Genomic DNA, 15,402 nt, shown 5'->3' with positions numbered 1-15,402 from the left:
CCCCCTTTGAAATAATTATGCTAACAATTCAAATACACCAGCAGCTCCCATTCCTCCGCCAATACACATCGTGACAATTCCAAACTGCTCATTTCGACGCTGCATTTCGTGCATTAAGCTAAGAGTCAGCTTAGCTCCGGTACAGCCTAATGGATGACCTAAGGCAATAGCGCCTCCGTTTACATTTACTTTATCTTCATTAATATTTAATTCACGAATAACGCCAAGTGCTTGAGAAGCAAATGCTTCATTTAATTCAAACAATCCGATATCAGAAAGCTCCAGCCCTGCTAGTTTAAGAGCTTTAGGAATGGCAGCTATCGGGCCAATCCCCATTACTTCAGGCGGAACTCCTCCAACTGCAAATGAGCGAAACTTAAGCAAAGGCTTTAACCCTTCTGCTTCAGCTTGCTCTTTATCCATTAGAAAAACGGATGCAGCTCCGTCACTTGTCTGCGAAGAGTTTCCAGCTGTTACGGATCCTTTAACTGAAAAAGCTGGACGAAGTTTTCCTAATACATCCGCAGTTGTGCCAGGACGAACTCCTTCATCTTGAGAGAACATCAGCTTTTGTTCACGGAGCTTATTGTTTTCATCCACTTTTCTAAGCGTCACTTCCACCGGAACAATTTCGTCGTTAAACTTCCCTTCTTGAAGTGCTTTTGCTGCTTTTTGATGGCTGCGTACAGCAAACGCATCCTGGTCTTCACGTGAAATGCCGTATTTCATCGCTACTTGTTCTGCTGTATGTCCCATGCCCATATAATATTCCGGCGCATTTTCAACCAGCTGAACATTTGGACGCGCTACGTTTCCAAACATCGGAACAAAACTCATTGATTCTGCTCCTCCAGCTAACACTGCTTTGGCTTGCCCTAGCATAATTCGTTCTGCACCGTAGGCAATACTTTGCAAACCTGATGAACAATAACGATTAATCGTTATTGCTGGCACCGTATAAGGCAAACCCGCAAGAGCGCCAATATTTCGAGCCATATTCAAACCTTGTTCTGCTTCAGGCATCGCACAACCAATAATTAAATCATCAATTGGTCCTTCGTATCCGCCTGCTCGGCGAAGAGTTTCTTTAACCGCAATGGCTCCCAAATCATCAGGCCTAACACTTGCCAGTGAACCTTTTTTTGCTTTTCCAACCGGTGTCCTAGCACCTGCTACAATAACTGCTTCTCTCATTTTTTCTCCCCCTTAATTACGCAGTGGTTTTCCTTTAACTAACATGTGCTGCATACGTTCTTGAGACTTCGCTTCTCCAACAAGGCTTAAAAACGCTTCTCTCTCTAAGTCCAGCAAATACTCTTCATCAACTTCCGAACCAAACGCTACACGTCCTCCAGCTAACACAAATGCTAACTTACTAGCAATTTTATAATCATGTTCTGATATATATCCTGAATACTTCATGGATTGAGCTCCTAGCAGCAACGTTGCATATCCTGTTTCTCCAACCACAGGAATTTTAGTTCTTACAGGTGGTTTATAGCCCGTGTCATGTAAAGCAAGGACTGAGTTCTTCGCATCATTCAGCAAGTGATCTCCGTTTACGCTGATGCCATCATGACGATTTAAAAAGTTTAGCTGTCTAGCTTCTGCAGCAGAAGCAGATACTTTTGCAGTAGCAATTGTTTCAAATGTTTTATTGGCAATTTGCTGAAGATCGAGCGTTACACCGTTAGGTAAACCATTTAGCTGTTTGATATAAAGCTCCTTATTACCTCCTCCACCAGGAATGAGTCCGACTCCTACTTCTACAAGGCCCATGTAAGTTTCAGCAGAAGCTTGAATTTTAGCTGACGGTAAGCAAATCTCTGCTCCGCCTCCAAGAGTCATCGCAAATGGAGCTGCAACAACCGGCTTTTCATTGTATTTCACCTTCATCATTGCCTGTTGAAATTGTTTAATGACAAATTCAATTTCAAAATAATTGTCATCTTGTGCTTCCATTAAAATCATAGCTAAGTTAGCGCCAACGCAGAAATTTTTCCCTTGATTTCCTATGACCAGCCCTTTATAGTTCTTATTCACTTCTTCAAGAGACTGATTTAATAAACTAATAATATCTAGCCCGATTGCATTGTTAGGAGAGGTGAACTGCAGGCACGCCACATCATCTCCTAAATCAATTAAACTCGCTCCGCTGTTTTCTAAAATGACATTATTTTGAGAACGTAAAGATGACAGATGAATCACCTTTTTATTTTCTTTTACCGCTTTATACTCTTCATCTTCGTAGTAAAGCGTTTGACCTTCCATTTCTTTATAGAAGCTTGTAAATCCATTTTCCTGCATTTGTTTTACCCACTGCGGAACTGCTAAACCAGACTGCTCCATCTTCTCAATTGACTTTTCTAAACCAATTGCATCCCACGTCTCAAAAGGACCCATTTTCCAGCCAAATCCCCACTTCATAGCTTGATCAACGGCCACGATATCGTCGGCGATTTCATTTTTTAACTGTGCTGCATATACAAGAACGGGACTGATCACATTCCAAAGAAGCTGTCCGGCACGATCATCAGAATATATAAGCGCTTTCATTTTATTTTGCAGCCCTTTTGCCTGCTTGCTTAATTCGGTAGAAGCTGTTTTTAACTTCTTTCTCTCGACGTATTGAAGTGTACTAGGATCAAGTTCCAAAATTTCCTTTCCTTTCTTCAAAAAGAAGCCTTGCCCTGACTTGCTTCCCAGCCAGCCATTTTCCTGCATTTGTTTCATAAATAAAGGGACATCGAACACTTCTTTTTCTTTGCCTTCTACTTTGTCAAATACATTATTGGCCACATGAATAAATGTGTCTAGACCCACTACGTCTAGTGTTCGAAACGTTGCGCTTTTTGGTCTTCCAATTAAGGGGCCCGTCACAGAGTCAACTTCTCCCACGCTGTAATTGCCTTTTAACATTTCTTGAACGGTCACAAGTAAACCGTACGTACCGATACGGTTGGCGATAAAGTTAGGCGTATCTTTTGCAATAACTACTCCTTTACCTAATACATCTTCACCAAACGTTTTCATATATTCAACAATTTCTGATTTTGTGTCATGAGTTGGAATGATTTCTAATAACTTTAAATAACGCGGTGGATTAAAAAAGTGCGTTCCTAAAAAATGCGCTTTAAAATCTTCTGAGCGTCCTTTAGCCATTTCGTGGATCGATATTCCTGAAGTATTTGAACTTACGATACTTCCTTTTTTTCGTACACTGTCAATTCTTTCAAACAACTGCTGTTTAATATCAAGACGTTCCACTACTACTTCAATAATCCAATCACACTCGCTTAACTGCTGTAAATGATCTTCAAGATTTCCTGGCGTAATTAACGATAGTGATGACTTCGACGTTAAAGGTGCCGGTTTTTGCTTCTTTAATTTAGCTAGAGCAGTTGTACTCAACCGATTTCTCACTTGTCTATCTTCAAGCGTTAGCTGTTTTTTTTCCTCGTCTGCTGTTAATGAAGTTGGAACCACATCTAGCAAAAGCGTTGGAATTCCTACATTTGCTAAATGAGCTGCAATTCCAGAGCCCATAACTCCTGAACCTAAAACGGCGGCTTTTTTTATGTTCATAATTATCCCCACATCCCCTTTAATATATTGAATGAATAATCATTCATTTTATGCGTAAAAAAAGAGAGTCACTGTTAATCTCTGTTTTTACTATAAAACATTTTTTAAATTTTCGCAATATATTCACAATATTATCTCTAACTATTTTTAATGTGTTTGGTTATCTTAATACACAGGAGGTGATTTTGTGAGCAAATTAAAGAAGGATCCATCGTCAGCAGGCGTAAGCGCAGCAAGCGTTAAAGGAAATGCTGGACCGGTCAATGAACCGCACGGACGCGGCAAAAAGACATCTCAAAACCAACAGTACACAAAGCATAACACTCAAGGACATTAACCTCAAAATCGAACATGAGTAATCGAATCATGTTCGATTTTTGATTATTTTTTACTTTGTCATCACGACCATTTCATTATTATTTTTTTACAATTCCTTTTAAGACAAATGCAACATTTGCAGGTCTTTCTGCAAGGCGCCTCATAAAGTACCCATACCAGTCCGTTCCATAAGGAACGTACACTCTCATTTTATATTGTTCTGCTACGAGCTGAACTTGCCTTTCTGATCGAATCCCGTATAGCATCTGAAACTCAAACTGATTCATTGAAATTCCATGCTTTTTAACAAACTCTTTTGTATACTGAATGATTCGTTCATCGTGAGTAGCAACTGCTGTGTAGTGACCGTTTAATAAGTGAAGTCCAATGATGTTTTGAAAGTTTTCGTCCACGTCTTCTTTATCAGGAAAAGCCACGTCTGCTGCTTCTTTGTACGCCCCTTTCACTAACCTTAATTTAGGAGCATAAGCATCTAATTCACGGATGTCACTTTCTGTTCGATATAAGTATGCTTGAAGCACCGTCCCTACGTGTTCATACTCATTTTTTAATTGTTTAAATAGCTTAATCGTCTTGCTGCATCGCTTATAGTCCTCCATATCAATCGTCACAAATACGCTATGTTTTTCCGCTTCTTCAAGAATACGCCGCATATGATGAAGCGCCAAATCTTCTGAAATATCTAGCMCCATAGACGTTAATTTTAAAGAAATTTCTGAATCTAATCTTTCTTTGTGTATAAGGTGAATGGCCTTTATGCATTGAGCTGCAGCATGATCCACTTCAACTTCACTTTCCACAAACTCGCCAAGATAATCAATCGTTACTTTTAATCCCTGTTCATTTAGCTTTTTTATCACACTAACAGCTTCATCGATGGTTTCCCCTGCAACAAAACGTGCTGCTCCAAAACGTAAGCCATAGCGCTTAGCCAGCTTTGTTAACTTTTTGCTTTTTGATAACAATAAAAAAAAGTTTCTTATCGTTTGTTCCAAAGCAACCCCCCGCCTTCACTTGTCATACGCCTCACAAAATTTATTTAATTATCATTAATTTTACCATTTTTCAAACTAGATAGGCACCCTTTATTAACGTATGCACACAAAACCAAAAAGCGACCGAGAGCTTTTGGATAAAAAAACATCCATCAGCTTTGTGATGAATGTTTTTATTCTGGTTTTCGCTGTGACGCTCGATGCGCTTCATTCAGCTCTTTTATTTCCTTCACAATCTCGACCATTTCCGCTTTTGCTTCTGGATATAATTGATTCCAATGCTTGGTTAAAGGCGGCATGGATTTTGAGATATGGTTGTAAAGTGCCCACATTTTTACTTTTTCTTGTAGCCGCTCGTCGTTTTGACCAACCATTAGTTCCGTATACTTTTCAATTAAACCGTCGAATTGCTCTTGAAAGGTTTTACTCATGCACAATCACTCCTTTCTTTGGTTTACAAATAACCGGACACGTTCGACAATAAGTCTTTTTATCTCCTGTTTGGTAAGACAAACAGCACGTTTGCCGACCTCTTATCTCCTGCTTTTGCTTCTCTACTTGAAGAGGTGAACTGTACCTAGCAAACGGATTATGATGGTATGAACCAAAGTGATGACCCTCAGCTTCTTCCAACACATATCGTAAATTCTTTTGTACTTGCACATTTTGTATTTCTTCATTTGCTAAAAGCAAATCCCAAAGCCAGTGGATATAAACAGCTACGTTTTCCCACAGCGTCAGCTTCGAGATTTTTGTCACTTTACGCAGTGATGACCATATCCGCTCAATGTGATGAGCAAACAATTCATCAAGAAGTTCATCAAGAAGAATTTTCCGATTGTCCTCTGTTACTTCTTTCGTCTCAATTTCTGAGATGAACACTTTTGGGAGCCACATCGTTTCAGCGTCTTCTGTATGCAACGAAACATTTTTAGTCGATGCATTTATCTTTTTTTGAAACACAATAAATGAATACAAAGCCGCCACCACAACAAAGCTATACCGCTTAGCTAACATGGAGGCAGCTGCTCTCAAGTTATCAGCCTCCATCGTCTGTTGAATCCATAGCAGCTGCATCCGCAGCGTGCTTTCATCCATGCAGCTGGAGGGAGACAACCTATACAGCGAGTTATCTTTAAACGTACAGCGGAATTTTTCTGCTAACTCGCTTTGCTCTTTCTTATTGAGCATGCTGCGTTTCAACGCGCAGCTTATTCACAATACATCGTCCGCGCCCATGAGGAATACAAAGAGGCGTTCCAAATAACGGATCCACCGTCACTTCACAGTTCATATTAAAGACTCGCTGTACTAAATCGCAGTTAATGACTTCTTCTGGTCTTCCCTGTGCATAGATTTTTTTATCTTGAAGCGCCACAATATGATGAGCATAGCGGCAGGCTAAGTTTAAATCATGCAGCACCATTACTATGGTACGATTTTCTTTTTCATTCAGTTCAAACAACAAGTCCAAGATCTCAATTTGATGCGTCATATCTAAATACGTTGTCGGTTCATCAAGTAAAATAATATCCGTATCTTGTGCTAATGTCATAGCAATCCATGCGCGCTGACGCTGTCCTCCAGAAAGCGAATCAACTTGACGATCAGCCAAGTCTGCTAACCCTGTTGCTTCGAGTGCATTTTGTACTTTTTCTTCATCTTCTTGAGACCACTGACGGAACCAATTTTGATACGGATAGCGCCCTTGTTTAACAAGCTGAAGCACTGTCAGCCCTTCAGGTGCAACAGGACCTTGCGGAAGAATTGCTAGCTGCTTTGCAATTTCCTTGGTCGGAAGAGAGGAAATTTTAGAGCCTTCTAGTAAAATAGAGCCTGCATGTGGCTTTAATAGTCTTGCTAGTGAACGCAGCAGCGTAGATTTTCCGCATCCATTACTGCCGATAAAAACCGTAATCTCACCCTTTGGGATGGTAACGTCAAGCTCATCTATAATCATCGCTTCTCCATATGATAATGTTAGCGATTTTGTTTCTAACGAATGCATGCGAATCGCTCCTTCTACAAAGAATGCTATACGTTTCTTTGTTTGTATAGTAAATAAATGAAGTACGGTGCGCCAATTGCAGCTGTAAATACACCTGCTGGCACTTCGATTGGCAAGAAAAATGTTCGGCCAATTAAATCTGCTGCTGTGATTAAAATCGCTCCGATTAGTGCCGATAGCGGTATTAAAGCTCCGAACGAAGAACCTACCAGCTTTCGGGCAATATGTGGAGCAAGCAATCCTACAAAGCTAATCCCGCCGGCAAATGCAACGGCGCTTCCTGTTAAAGCTGTACTCATCAGTAATAGTGCCAATCGATTTTTTTGAACGCGACTTCCAACGTTAGTCGCAATTTCTTCACCTAATTCTTGAACATTTAAATTTCGAATCATTAAAATCGTGATTATAACCAGCCCTATTGTAACAGGAACTAGTACGGAAACACTGGCCCAGTTTGAGCCATACACCGTTCCTGTAATCCAAATATTTGCCTGGCTTGCGCGATAGATAGGACCCATAATCATAAACAGCGTGGTCATAGCTTTCGTTAACGCTGTTAATCCAATTCCTATTAATACTAGTGTAATAGGAGAGACGCCATTTTTCCAGGCAAACACATAAAGTAAAAGCGCCACTGCCAATGCACCTAAAAATGCGCTAACAGGCATCCAATTAATACTTACGGTTAACGAGTTGCTTTTATCACTAAATAGTGTCAAAAATAACACTACACCGACTGACGCTCCCCCTGTTAATCCAATTAAGTCTGGTGAAGCAAGCGGATTTCGCACAAGCCCCTGCAAGATAGCACCTGCAATGGCTAAACAAATACCGGCACAAATGGCAACGATAATGCGCGGAAGTCTAAAGGAGGTAACAACTAACCGTTCAAACTCCAGTCCATGACCCGCTAAAATGTTAATCACACGAAAGGGATTGATAAATAAGTCACCCGTACCTGCACTTAATAAAAAAAGAGCAATAAGTGCAGCTGAAAAACCAGTGATAATCAAAGCTGCTTTTATGTTAATTAAAAATGAAATCCGCTTTAAGCGAAGAGATAAGTATGTTTTCATGACGCCTTCGCCCCTTTCCTTGCCATGTAGATAAAGAAAGGTGTACCAATAACAGCAGTCATGACTCCAACAGGGATTTCTTGAGGCATAATGACATACCTAGCCGCAACATCAGCTAATAAAATTAAAATCCCGCCGGCAACCGCACTATAGGGAAATACCCAGCGATAATCTTGTCCTACAATTGCTCTTACAACATGAGGAACAATGATTCCAACAAAGCTAATCGGACCGGCTACTGCAACGGCTCCACCAGCTAAAATGGCAATAATGATCCCGCTTATAATTTTCACAAGAGCCGTTCTTTGACCTAATCCTTTAGCTACATCTTCACCAATCGTTAAAATATTAATTTTTGAAGCAATAAAAAACGTGACAATAATTGCTAGCACTACATAAGGCAGTATGCCATACAGCATTTCCACCTTGCGCCCTTGAACAGACCCAGCCAGCCAAAAGAGAACTTGATCAAGTGAAGATTCATCGACAGCCAGCAGACCTTGTGTTAAAGAAGAGAAAAAGGCTGCAATAGCCGCTCCTGCGAGCGTCAATTTAATAGGCGTTAATCCTTCTTTTCCGATGGACCCAAGAAAATAGACAACCACTACGGTTAATGCCGCTCCTACAAATGCAATCCATGTAAAAGCTTGAAGTGAATTGACCGAAAAAATCATCACTGCAACAACAATAAAAAAGCTGGCCCCAGCGTTCACACCAATAATATCTGGTGAAGCAAGTGGGTTTTTCGTTAACGCCTGCATCATTGCTCCTGCAATTCCTAAACAAATACCTACCACAGCACCGATTATAGCGCGCGGCAATCGAATATTTTGAATAACTATGTGCTCATTCGAACCGTTAAACGCTTGAAAAGCTTCAAATGCTGTCTTGATACTTGTATCTGTGTATCCGAGTACGATACTTAATCCAATACAGATTAAAAGCAGCATGATTCCAATGATGAGCCCTATTACTTTCATTTGAACACTGCGTAGCATCATTTTCATTGCTCTCCTCTAAGATGATTCCTATATATATCTAACCTTTAGTTTAGGAAACATTGAAAAAAGTGTCAATGATTTTGAGAATCATTTTCAATTTTTAATTGACACCGCTTAAAAGTTAGAATATTATCTTAATTGTTAATGAAAATCATTATCACTTAAGAGGAGGAAGAGATGTGAATACATATTCTAAAGGCAAGTTGTCATATTTGTTATCCATTCTTACCATTATGACACTGCTTGTGCTGGCAGCCTGCGGTAATTCAAACAGCGCTGACGATAATAAAAAAGAAAAAACTGAGGGTTCTGGCGAAACTTATACAGTAAAACACGCAATGGATAAAACAGAGATTAAAGGAACACCTAAACGAGTGGTCGTTTTAACAAACGAAGGTACTGAAGCTCTGCTTGCAATGGGTGTAAAGCCTGTGGGTGCTGTTCAATCATGGTTAGGAAATCCGTGGTATGACCATATTAAAGGTCAGATGAAAGGCGTTAAAAGTGTAGGTACAGAAAGCGAACCAAGCTTAGAAGCAATCGCAGCTTTAAAACCTGACTTGATTATCGGAAATAAGATGCGCCAAGAAAAAGTATACGATCAGCTGAGTCAAATTGCTCCGACTGTATTTTCTGAAGAGCTGCGCGGAGACTGGAAATCAAACTTTAAGTTATATGCAAAAGCTGTGAATAAAGAAGAAAAAGGTAAAGAAGTATTAGCTGACTATGACAATCGCGTAGCAGATTTAAAGAAACGTCTTGGTGATCAGTTAAAACAAAAAATCTCAGTTGTACGCTTTACAGCTGGAGACGTTCGTATCTATCATAAAGATTCGTTCTCAGGCGTTATTTTAGATCAGCTTGGCTTTGCTCGCCCTGAATCTCAAGACAAAAATGATTTTGCTGAAATGAATGCAACAAAAGAACGCATTCCGGCAATGGACGGCGATCAGCTATTCTACTTCTCTTATGAAACGGGAGACGGCGAAGCAACAAAGCTTGAAAAAGAATGGATAAACGATCCGCTTTTCAAAAAGTTAAAAGTAGCTCAAGAAGACCATGTTCATAAAGTAGATGATGCTACTTGGAATACAGCAGGCGGTGTGTTAGCAGCTAATATCGTACTTGATGATATTGAAAAAATCTTCTTAGATAAAAAACAATAATAATATGAAAGAAAGAGCTTCGACGAACCGAAGCTCTTTTTGCATGTATAATGTATTTCCTTTCATCGCACACTAACCGTGGTCTCACTTTATTAAATAGGAGTGGTGAAAATGAATTCAAAAAAACAGCCTAAAAAGCAGCCTGATACAAATGAAATGGCTGACCGTCAGTTCGAAACAGAAGATTATAACCGACAAGATGCACTCTCACAAGGCCTAGCAGAAACACATGAGCAAGTAAGCGACGCCTATCAAGAAGGATCATTTGAAGATACAGATCGTTAATAAAAAAAGAGCTGACTCTAAGTCAGCTCTTTTTTATTTTGAATGCTGCCATGCCGTTTTAGGCAATGACATGGACATCCACTGCTGGCGCTTTGATTTATCAATCGTTACTTTCTTTGCTTTAATTCCTTGTTGAATCAGCTGTTTCATTAGTTTATCAATTGACTTCATCGCTATTCACCTCAAAAGCGGAAATTTGTTTTGCTTCTACTTTTTTACTTTTTTGCGCTTAAACTTCATAAAAAACTCATAGACAATTGGAACGATAATGAGCGTAAGCAGCGTAGAACTTGTTAGTCCTCCGATTACCGTAACCCCTAGCCCTTTTGAAATAAGGCCTCCACCTTCAAATCCAAACGCTAATGGAAGCAGTGCACCAATCGTTGCAATAGCTGTCATTAAGATCGGGCGAAGACGGGTCATTCCAGCTTCTAGTAACGCTTCACGCGTCGACAGACCCTCTTGCTCTTTATGAATCACGCGGTCAATCAGAACAATTGCATTGGTTACCACAATTCCAATCAGCATAAGAGCTCCAATCATCGAAGAAATGCTGATTGTTTCTCCAGAGATTAACAGCGCCACTAGTGCACCAATAAGTGTAAATGGAAGTGAGAATAAGATAGCAAACGGTGCTAGCCCTCCACCAAATGTCAGTACTAGTACGAAGTACACGATACCGATGGCTGCGAGCATAGCAATTCCTAATTGACTAAATGAGTCATTAATTTGCTCTGATGCTCCGCCAAAGTTAATATCCATATCACTGGGCAAATCAATTTTCTTCACTTCTTTTTGAACGTTAGAAGAAACGCCGCCTACATCGTCACTCTTAATATCGGCACTTACCTCTGCATAAATTTTATTATCACGACGAGTTACCGTATTCGATGTTTTACCTTTTTTAATATCGACAACTTCATTTAATGTAACTTCCTGTCCAGTTTGAGAGGTCACTTTTGTGCTTGAAAGTTCGGTAAAAGTAGAGAAATCCTCTTTTTCTTTTGGAAGGTATACGTTAATTTCGTTTCCATCTTTTTGGATAGTCGTTAATACTTCACGCTGGCCAAGGTTCGAAATTTGCATGCCGATTTGACTAGCAGACAAGCCCAGTTTAGCGGCTTTCTTTTGATTCGGTACTAGCGTATATTCATCAAACGTATCTGAAAGCGTAGAATCGACATTTTTCAGTTCTTTATGCTTGTCTAAAACATGCTGAACTTTATCAGCATAAGGTTTGATTTCATCTAAGCTATCTCCGTAAATAAGGACGTTTAATGAATTATTGCTACCGCTAGACGCCGTATTCATTGAGCCCCATTCACCTTGATTTGCTTGTTTATTAAGAGCTTTTAATACTTTATCCTGCTCTTTATCAAAGTTTTGTGTATCCTCGTCATATTGCACAAATGTTAAAACGTTATTTTTGCTTCCCGGATTAAAAGAGTTACCTTCACCGAACGAATACTGAACCGTTTTGACACCATCTCGCTTCATCAAGTACGCTTCTGCGCGATTTGCTGCTTTTTCTACGTCGCTTTGAGACTGTCCGGCTTTCGGTGTATACGTAAGCGTCAGCGTTTTTTCTTGATCGGATGATAAGAAGCTCACGCCAATAGAAGGAACTAAGAATAAACTTCCTACTAACAGTAGTACGGCTAACCCAAAGGAAATAAGCTTATGGTTTAGCGTCCAGTTCAAAATTCGCTTATATCCGTGCGCTAGTTTGCTTGGTTTTTCTTCTTTTACTTTTACATTTGTTTTAAATAACGAATGAGCAAGCATTGGCACGAGTGTTACCGCTACTAGCAGCGATGCTAACAGTGCAAAAACAACGGTTAACGCAAACGGTAAGAATAGCTCTCCTACCGGTCCTTCTACTAGACCTAACGGTAAGAATACGGCCACGGTTACGATTGTAGAAGAGAAAATTGGAACAAACATCTCTTTCGTTGCCGCGACAATTAAATCTTTTCCTTTAAGCTTTTCTTCCTGATAAGCCATGCGGCGGTAAATATTTTCAATAACGACAATGGAATCATCTACAACCCTTCCAATGGCTACAGTCATCGCTCCGAGCGTCATAATATTTAAAGAGATATCCATTGATTTGAGCGCTAAAATGGCGATTAATAACGAAAGCGGAATCGAAATAACGGCAATAATCGTTGAACGAATATCACGTAAAAATAAAAGAATAATAATAACCGCAAAGACCGCACCGATAATAGCTTTATTTAGCATCGTATGAACAGAATCTTCAATCGGTTTACCTTGATCAAAAATATTGTCAACATGAAGGTCTTTGTTTTTCTTTTCTAGGCTATTCATTTTTTCTTTAATATCATTTACAACATTTACTGTGTTCGCATCCTTCGCTTTGACAACTTGTACAGCAATTGAAGGTTTTCCATTCGTGCGAGAAATAGATTCTGCTTTCCCCGTCACTTTAATATCCGCAATTTCTTTTAATTTCACAGTGGGAATAGAAGCTGCGGACGGCGCCTGCTGAACGGCTCCTTGTGTCTGCTGCTGGCTCATTCCTTGTTGCTGATCTCGAGCAGCTCCTTGACTAGGCACAGCTGGAATCTCTAAGTTTTCCAAATCTTTTTCTGTTGTCATCTTTCCGTCTACCACAACAGATTTTTGAGATCCATCCATCGTATACGTACCAGCCGGCACTTTTGCATCAGATGCTTGGATAAGCTTTTTCACCGTATCTTCATCGAGTCCCAGCTGCTTGAGCTTGTCTTGTTTGAATACAAGTTCTGCTTCTTCAACTTGTTCTCCTGACACGCTGACCGAAGAAATCCCCTGCACTTTTTCAACTTGTGGAACAACAGTATTTTTTACATACTTCGTTAATTCTTCTAATGATTTTTTATCATCTGAAACGCTTAATGAAATAATCGGAAAATCACTAATGCTTTGTCTTGAAACATTTGGTTCCTCTACATCATCTGGCAGATCTACGTTTGAAAGAGCTCGTCTAACTTCGTCTTCTGCCTTTTCCATATCTTTACTAAAGCTATATTCAACTTGAATAGTAGCCATATTTTCATAAGAAGATGAGCTAACTGTGTCAACGCCGCTCAGTCCCTGAAGCTTTTGTTCAATCGGCTTACTCACCTTATCTGCCACTTGTTCCGGAGTGGCTCCCGGATAAGTTGCACTGACTGTTACAACAGGCGTTGAAATATCAGGAATGGTCTCTAGCTTCATATTAAACCCTGAATACAGCCCTGCAATAATGACAAAGAGTGTTAACAGCCATACTGCAAATTTATTTTTCAATGAAAATTTAATAAACTTCCCCAATGCATATCCTCCTTCAAATATATGTATACTAATGAAATTGACTGATCGGTCACAACAACTTAAAATATAAATGACTAACCGGTCAGTGTCAACCCTAAGCAGGCTTTCTCCTACCATGTTCATAATAAAGACATATTTACGATAAATCGTTTTTTAAAGGAACTGACTCCCGGTTTTAACTTTGATATATACCTTTATCTTTTTTAGTGTATGATACTATTATCTAACGAAATGAATGGCTAAATTGTTCAATAAAGGAGGTAGAATACATGAAAGAAAAAGAAAAGAGAATAATTGAAGCTTCGATTAAGCTTTTTGCAAAAAAAGGATTTAATGCTACCTCTGTGCAAGAAATTGTAGATGAATGCAACATTTCAAAAGGTGCATTTTACCTGCACTTCAAATCTAAGGATGCACTTTTATTATCAATTCTAAACTTTTACTATGAAAAGCTGTTTAGCTCTGTTTATGCTCTCGACGAGGAAGTAAACGATGCCCGCAGCCGCTATATGAATCAGCTCATCTATTTCTATGAATTTATTACGGAGCACAGAGATTTTATTATCATGCAAATTCGTGAAAAATCTATTCCATTTAACAAAGAAGTGGAGACCTTTGTTCATAAAATGCAGCGAGAAACGTTTTACTTTCATCGCAAAAGCCTCGTTAGCGTATACGGAGAAGACGTAACTCCTTATATCTCGGATTTAACGAAAATGATTGAAGGTATTCATCATTCCTTTTTAGAAATTATTATCTTCAATCAATTCGAACTTACATTTAAAGAAGTAGCACAGTACATAATGGACCGAGTTGATGTATTAGTAGAAGATTTATTAGCTAGAAAACCTCGTCCCCTTATTCCTGCTTCTTTTGGTGAAGATATATATGGAAAGGAAAGAACGACTTTTCTCAGTAAAAATGAGCAGGTAAAACAAGCTCTTGAGGAAATTAAACATCTGCTAGACACCAGCGATCATATTTCTGATGAGCACGCAGACAGCTTTCACATTTTACAAACGGAGCTAAAAAAAGATAAGCCTACCGCTGCTATTGTAAAAGGCATGGTTGGAAATTTAACGGAACTTAAACCGTTGGAAGAACCGCTTAATCTTTTAACAGCCTTACTCCAACAAAAATAACAGAAGGCTTCAACAAGCCTTCTGTTATTTTTCTGCTTTTGAACTAGATACTCCCCCAGATAACACGAACTTCATTGCTTCTTCCGGCTTAATATCTAACCATTCAATTTCTTCTTTTGGAATCAAAAAAGTAAAACCAGCTACTTGAAAAGTTTGCGGAACATAGACGGCTACGTGGTCTTTTAACGAGTGAATCACCTCTTCTACTTCTTCGGAGGTCACAAACCCTATGACTTTCATTGACGTGCCGGGCATCATCACTAAAACTACTTTTGAAAAGGACTTTTTTTCTCCAAGAAAAGATTGAAGCGTATCTTTAATGACGATATATAGCGTTTTAACAAGCGGTATTCTTTCTAACAACCGGTCAATTAAGTTAATGATTTTCCCTGCAAAAAAACGAGTGGATAACCATCCTAAGAACGTAATTAAGACAAGAGTCGCTAAGATCCCAACCCCCGGTATATAATCCTGCTTCATGTAGGGC

The 15,402-nt window shown here is 39.4% G+C and carries 15 protein-coding genes; 4 read left to right on the top strand and 11 right to left on the bottom strand.

What is annotated here, in order from left to right; all coding sequences use genetic code 11:
* Nucleotides 1–15 precede the first annotated feature (15 nt).
* Nucleotides 16–1,194, bottom strand: coding sequence for an acetyl-CoA C-acetyltransferase (locus AC1DRF_RS03890; RefSeq protein ID WP_028409611.1), 1,179 nt, complete (start codon nucleotides 1,192–1,194; stop codon nucleotides 16–18).
* Nucleotides 1,195–1,206: 12 nt separating this feature from the next.
* The gene (locus AC1DRF_RS03885) at nucleotides 1,207–3,588 is read right to left on the bottom strand and encodes a 3-hydroxyacyl-CoA dehydrogenase/enoyl-CoA hydratase family protein (protein ID WP_427076659.1); all 2,382 of its coding nucleotides are present in this window, start codon (nucleotides 3,586–3,588) and stop codon (nucleotides 1,207–1,209) included.
* A gap of 184 nt (nucleotides 3,589–3,772) precedes the next feature.
* Here AC1DRF_RS03885 and AC1DRF_RS03880 point away from each other — a divergent pair, with 184 nt between their 5' ends.
* The gene (locus AC1DRF_RS03880; protein WP_013059660.1) at nucleotides 3,773–3,922 is read left to right on the top strand and encodes a YuzL family protein; all 150 of its coding nucleotides are present in this window, start codon (nucleotides 3,773–3,775) and stop codon (nucleotides 3,920–3,922) included.
* Nucleotides 3,923–4,001: 79 nt separating this feature from the next.
* Here the strand turns inward: AC1DRF_RS03880 and AC1DRF_RS03875 are convergent, their stop codons facing one another.
* The 6 genes from AC1DRF_RS03875 to AC1DRF_RS03850 form a co-directional block, all read right to left on the bottom strand.
* Nucleotides 4,002–4,919 (bottom strand): proline dehydrogenase family protein, encoded by a 918-nt coding sequence (locus tag AC1DRF_RS03875; protein ID WP_477740352.1) that lies wholly within the window; start codon nucleotides 4,917–4,919, stop codon nucleotides 4,002–4,004.
* A 173-nt stretch (nucleotides 4,920–5,092) separates the two neighbouring features.
* The gene (locus AC1DRF_RS03870) at nucleotides 5,093–5,350 is read right to left on the bottom strand and encodes a YusU family protein (protein ID WP_427076592.1); all 258 of its coding nucleotides are present in this window, start codon (nucleotides 5,348–5,350) and stop codon (nucleotides 5,093–5,095) included.
* Entirely contained in the window at nucleotides 5,343–6,122 is a 780-nt protein-coding gene (locus AC1DRF_RS03865; protein WP_427076593.1) for an IucA/IucC family C-terminal-domain containing protein, read from the bottom strand. The genes AC1DRF_RS03870 and AC1DRF_RS03865 overlap by 8 nt, the downstream gene beginning before the upstream one ends.
* Nucleotides 6,100–6,927, bottom strand: coding sequence for an ABC transporter ATP-binding protein (locus AC1DRF_RS03860; RefSeq protein WP_013059664.1), 828 nt, complete (start codon nucleotides 6,925–6,927; stop codon nucleotides 6,100–6,102). Before AC1DRF_RS03860 ends, AC1DRF_RS03865 begins: the two co-directional genes overlap by 23 nt.
* Before the next feature lie 26 nt (nucleotides 6,928–6,953).
* On the bottom strand, nucleotides 6,954–8,003 hold the full coding sequence (locus tag AC1DRF_RS03855; RefSeq protein ID WP_043977265.1) for a FecCD family ABC transporter permease: 1,050 nt from the start codon (nucleotides 8,001–8,003) through the stop codon (nucleotides 6,954–6,956).
* Nucleotides 8,000–9,004, bottom strand: coding sequence for a FecCD family ABC transporter permease (locus tag AC1DRF_RS03850; RefSeq protein ID WP_427076595.1), 1,005 nt, complete (start codon nucleotides 9,002–9,004; stop codon nucleotides 8,000–8,002). Before AC1DRF_RS03850 ends, AC1DRF_RS03855 begins: the two co-directional genes overlap by 4 nt.
* A 179-nt stretch (nucleotides 9,005–9,183) precedes the next feature.
* Between AC1DRF_RS03850 and AC1DRF_RS03845 the strand changes: the two genes are divergently transcribed.
* Nucleotides 9,184–10,170 (top strand): ABC transporter substrate-binding protein, encoded by a 987-nt coding sequence (locus AC1DRF_RS03845; RefSeq protein WP_034648466.1) that lies wholly within the window; start codon nucleotides 9,184–9,186, stop codon nucleotides 10,168–10,170.
* Between the two features lie 111 nt (nucleotides 10,171–10,281).
* A complete protein-coding gene (locus AC1DRF_RS03840) occupies nucleotides 10,282–10,455 on the top strand; it encodes a YozQ family protein (protein ID WP_013085357.1) in 174 nt (57 codons plus the stop codon).
* A gap of 33 nt (nucleotides 10,456–10,488) precedes the next feature.
* On the opposite strand, the gene AC1DRF_RS03835 is transcribed toward AC1DRF_RS03840, so the two are convergent.
* Complete coding sequence (locus AC1DRF_RS03835; protein WP_014457868.1) at nucleotides 10,489–10,626, bottom strand: hypothetical protein; 138 nt, start codon at nucleotides 10,624–10,626, stop codon at nucleotides 10,489–10,491.
* A gap of 36 nt (nucleotides 10,627–10,662) precedes the next feature.
* Nucleotides 10,663–13,773, bottom strand: a complete 3,111-nt coding sequence (locus tag AC1DRF_RS03830) for an efflux RND transporter permease subunit (protein ID WP_043977269.1) — start codon at nucleotides 13,771–13,773, stop codon at nucleotides 10,663–10,665.
* A 269-nt stretch (nucleotides 13,774–14,042) separates the two neighbouring features.
* On the opposite strand from AC1DRF_RS03830, the gene AC1DRF_RS03825 reads away from it, so the two are divergent.
* Nucleotides 14,043–14,915 carry a TetR/AcrR family transcriptional regulator gene (locus AC1DRF_RS03825; RefSeq protein WP_013085359.1) on the top strand — a complete coding sequence of 291 codons (873 nt, stop codon included), beginning with the start codon at nucleotides 14,043–14,045 and terminating at the stop codon, nucleotides 14,913–14,915.
* Between the two features lie 24 nt (nucleotides 14,916–14,939).
* Here AC1DRF_RS03825 and AC1DRF_RS03820 read toward each other — a convergent pair.
* On the bottom strand, nucleotides 14,940–15,402 hold a 463-nt coding region (locus AC1DRF_RS03820; RefSeq protein WP_477740351.1), incomplete at its 5' end, for a DUF502 domain-containing protein.

The sequence above is a fragment of the Priestia sp. P5_B4 genome (assembly GCF_056400385.1).
This window is presented reverse-complemented; position numbering and strand designations above follow the sequence as displayed.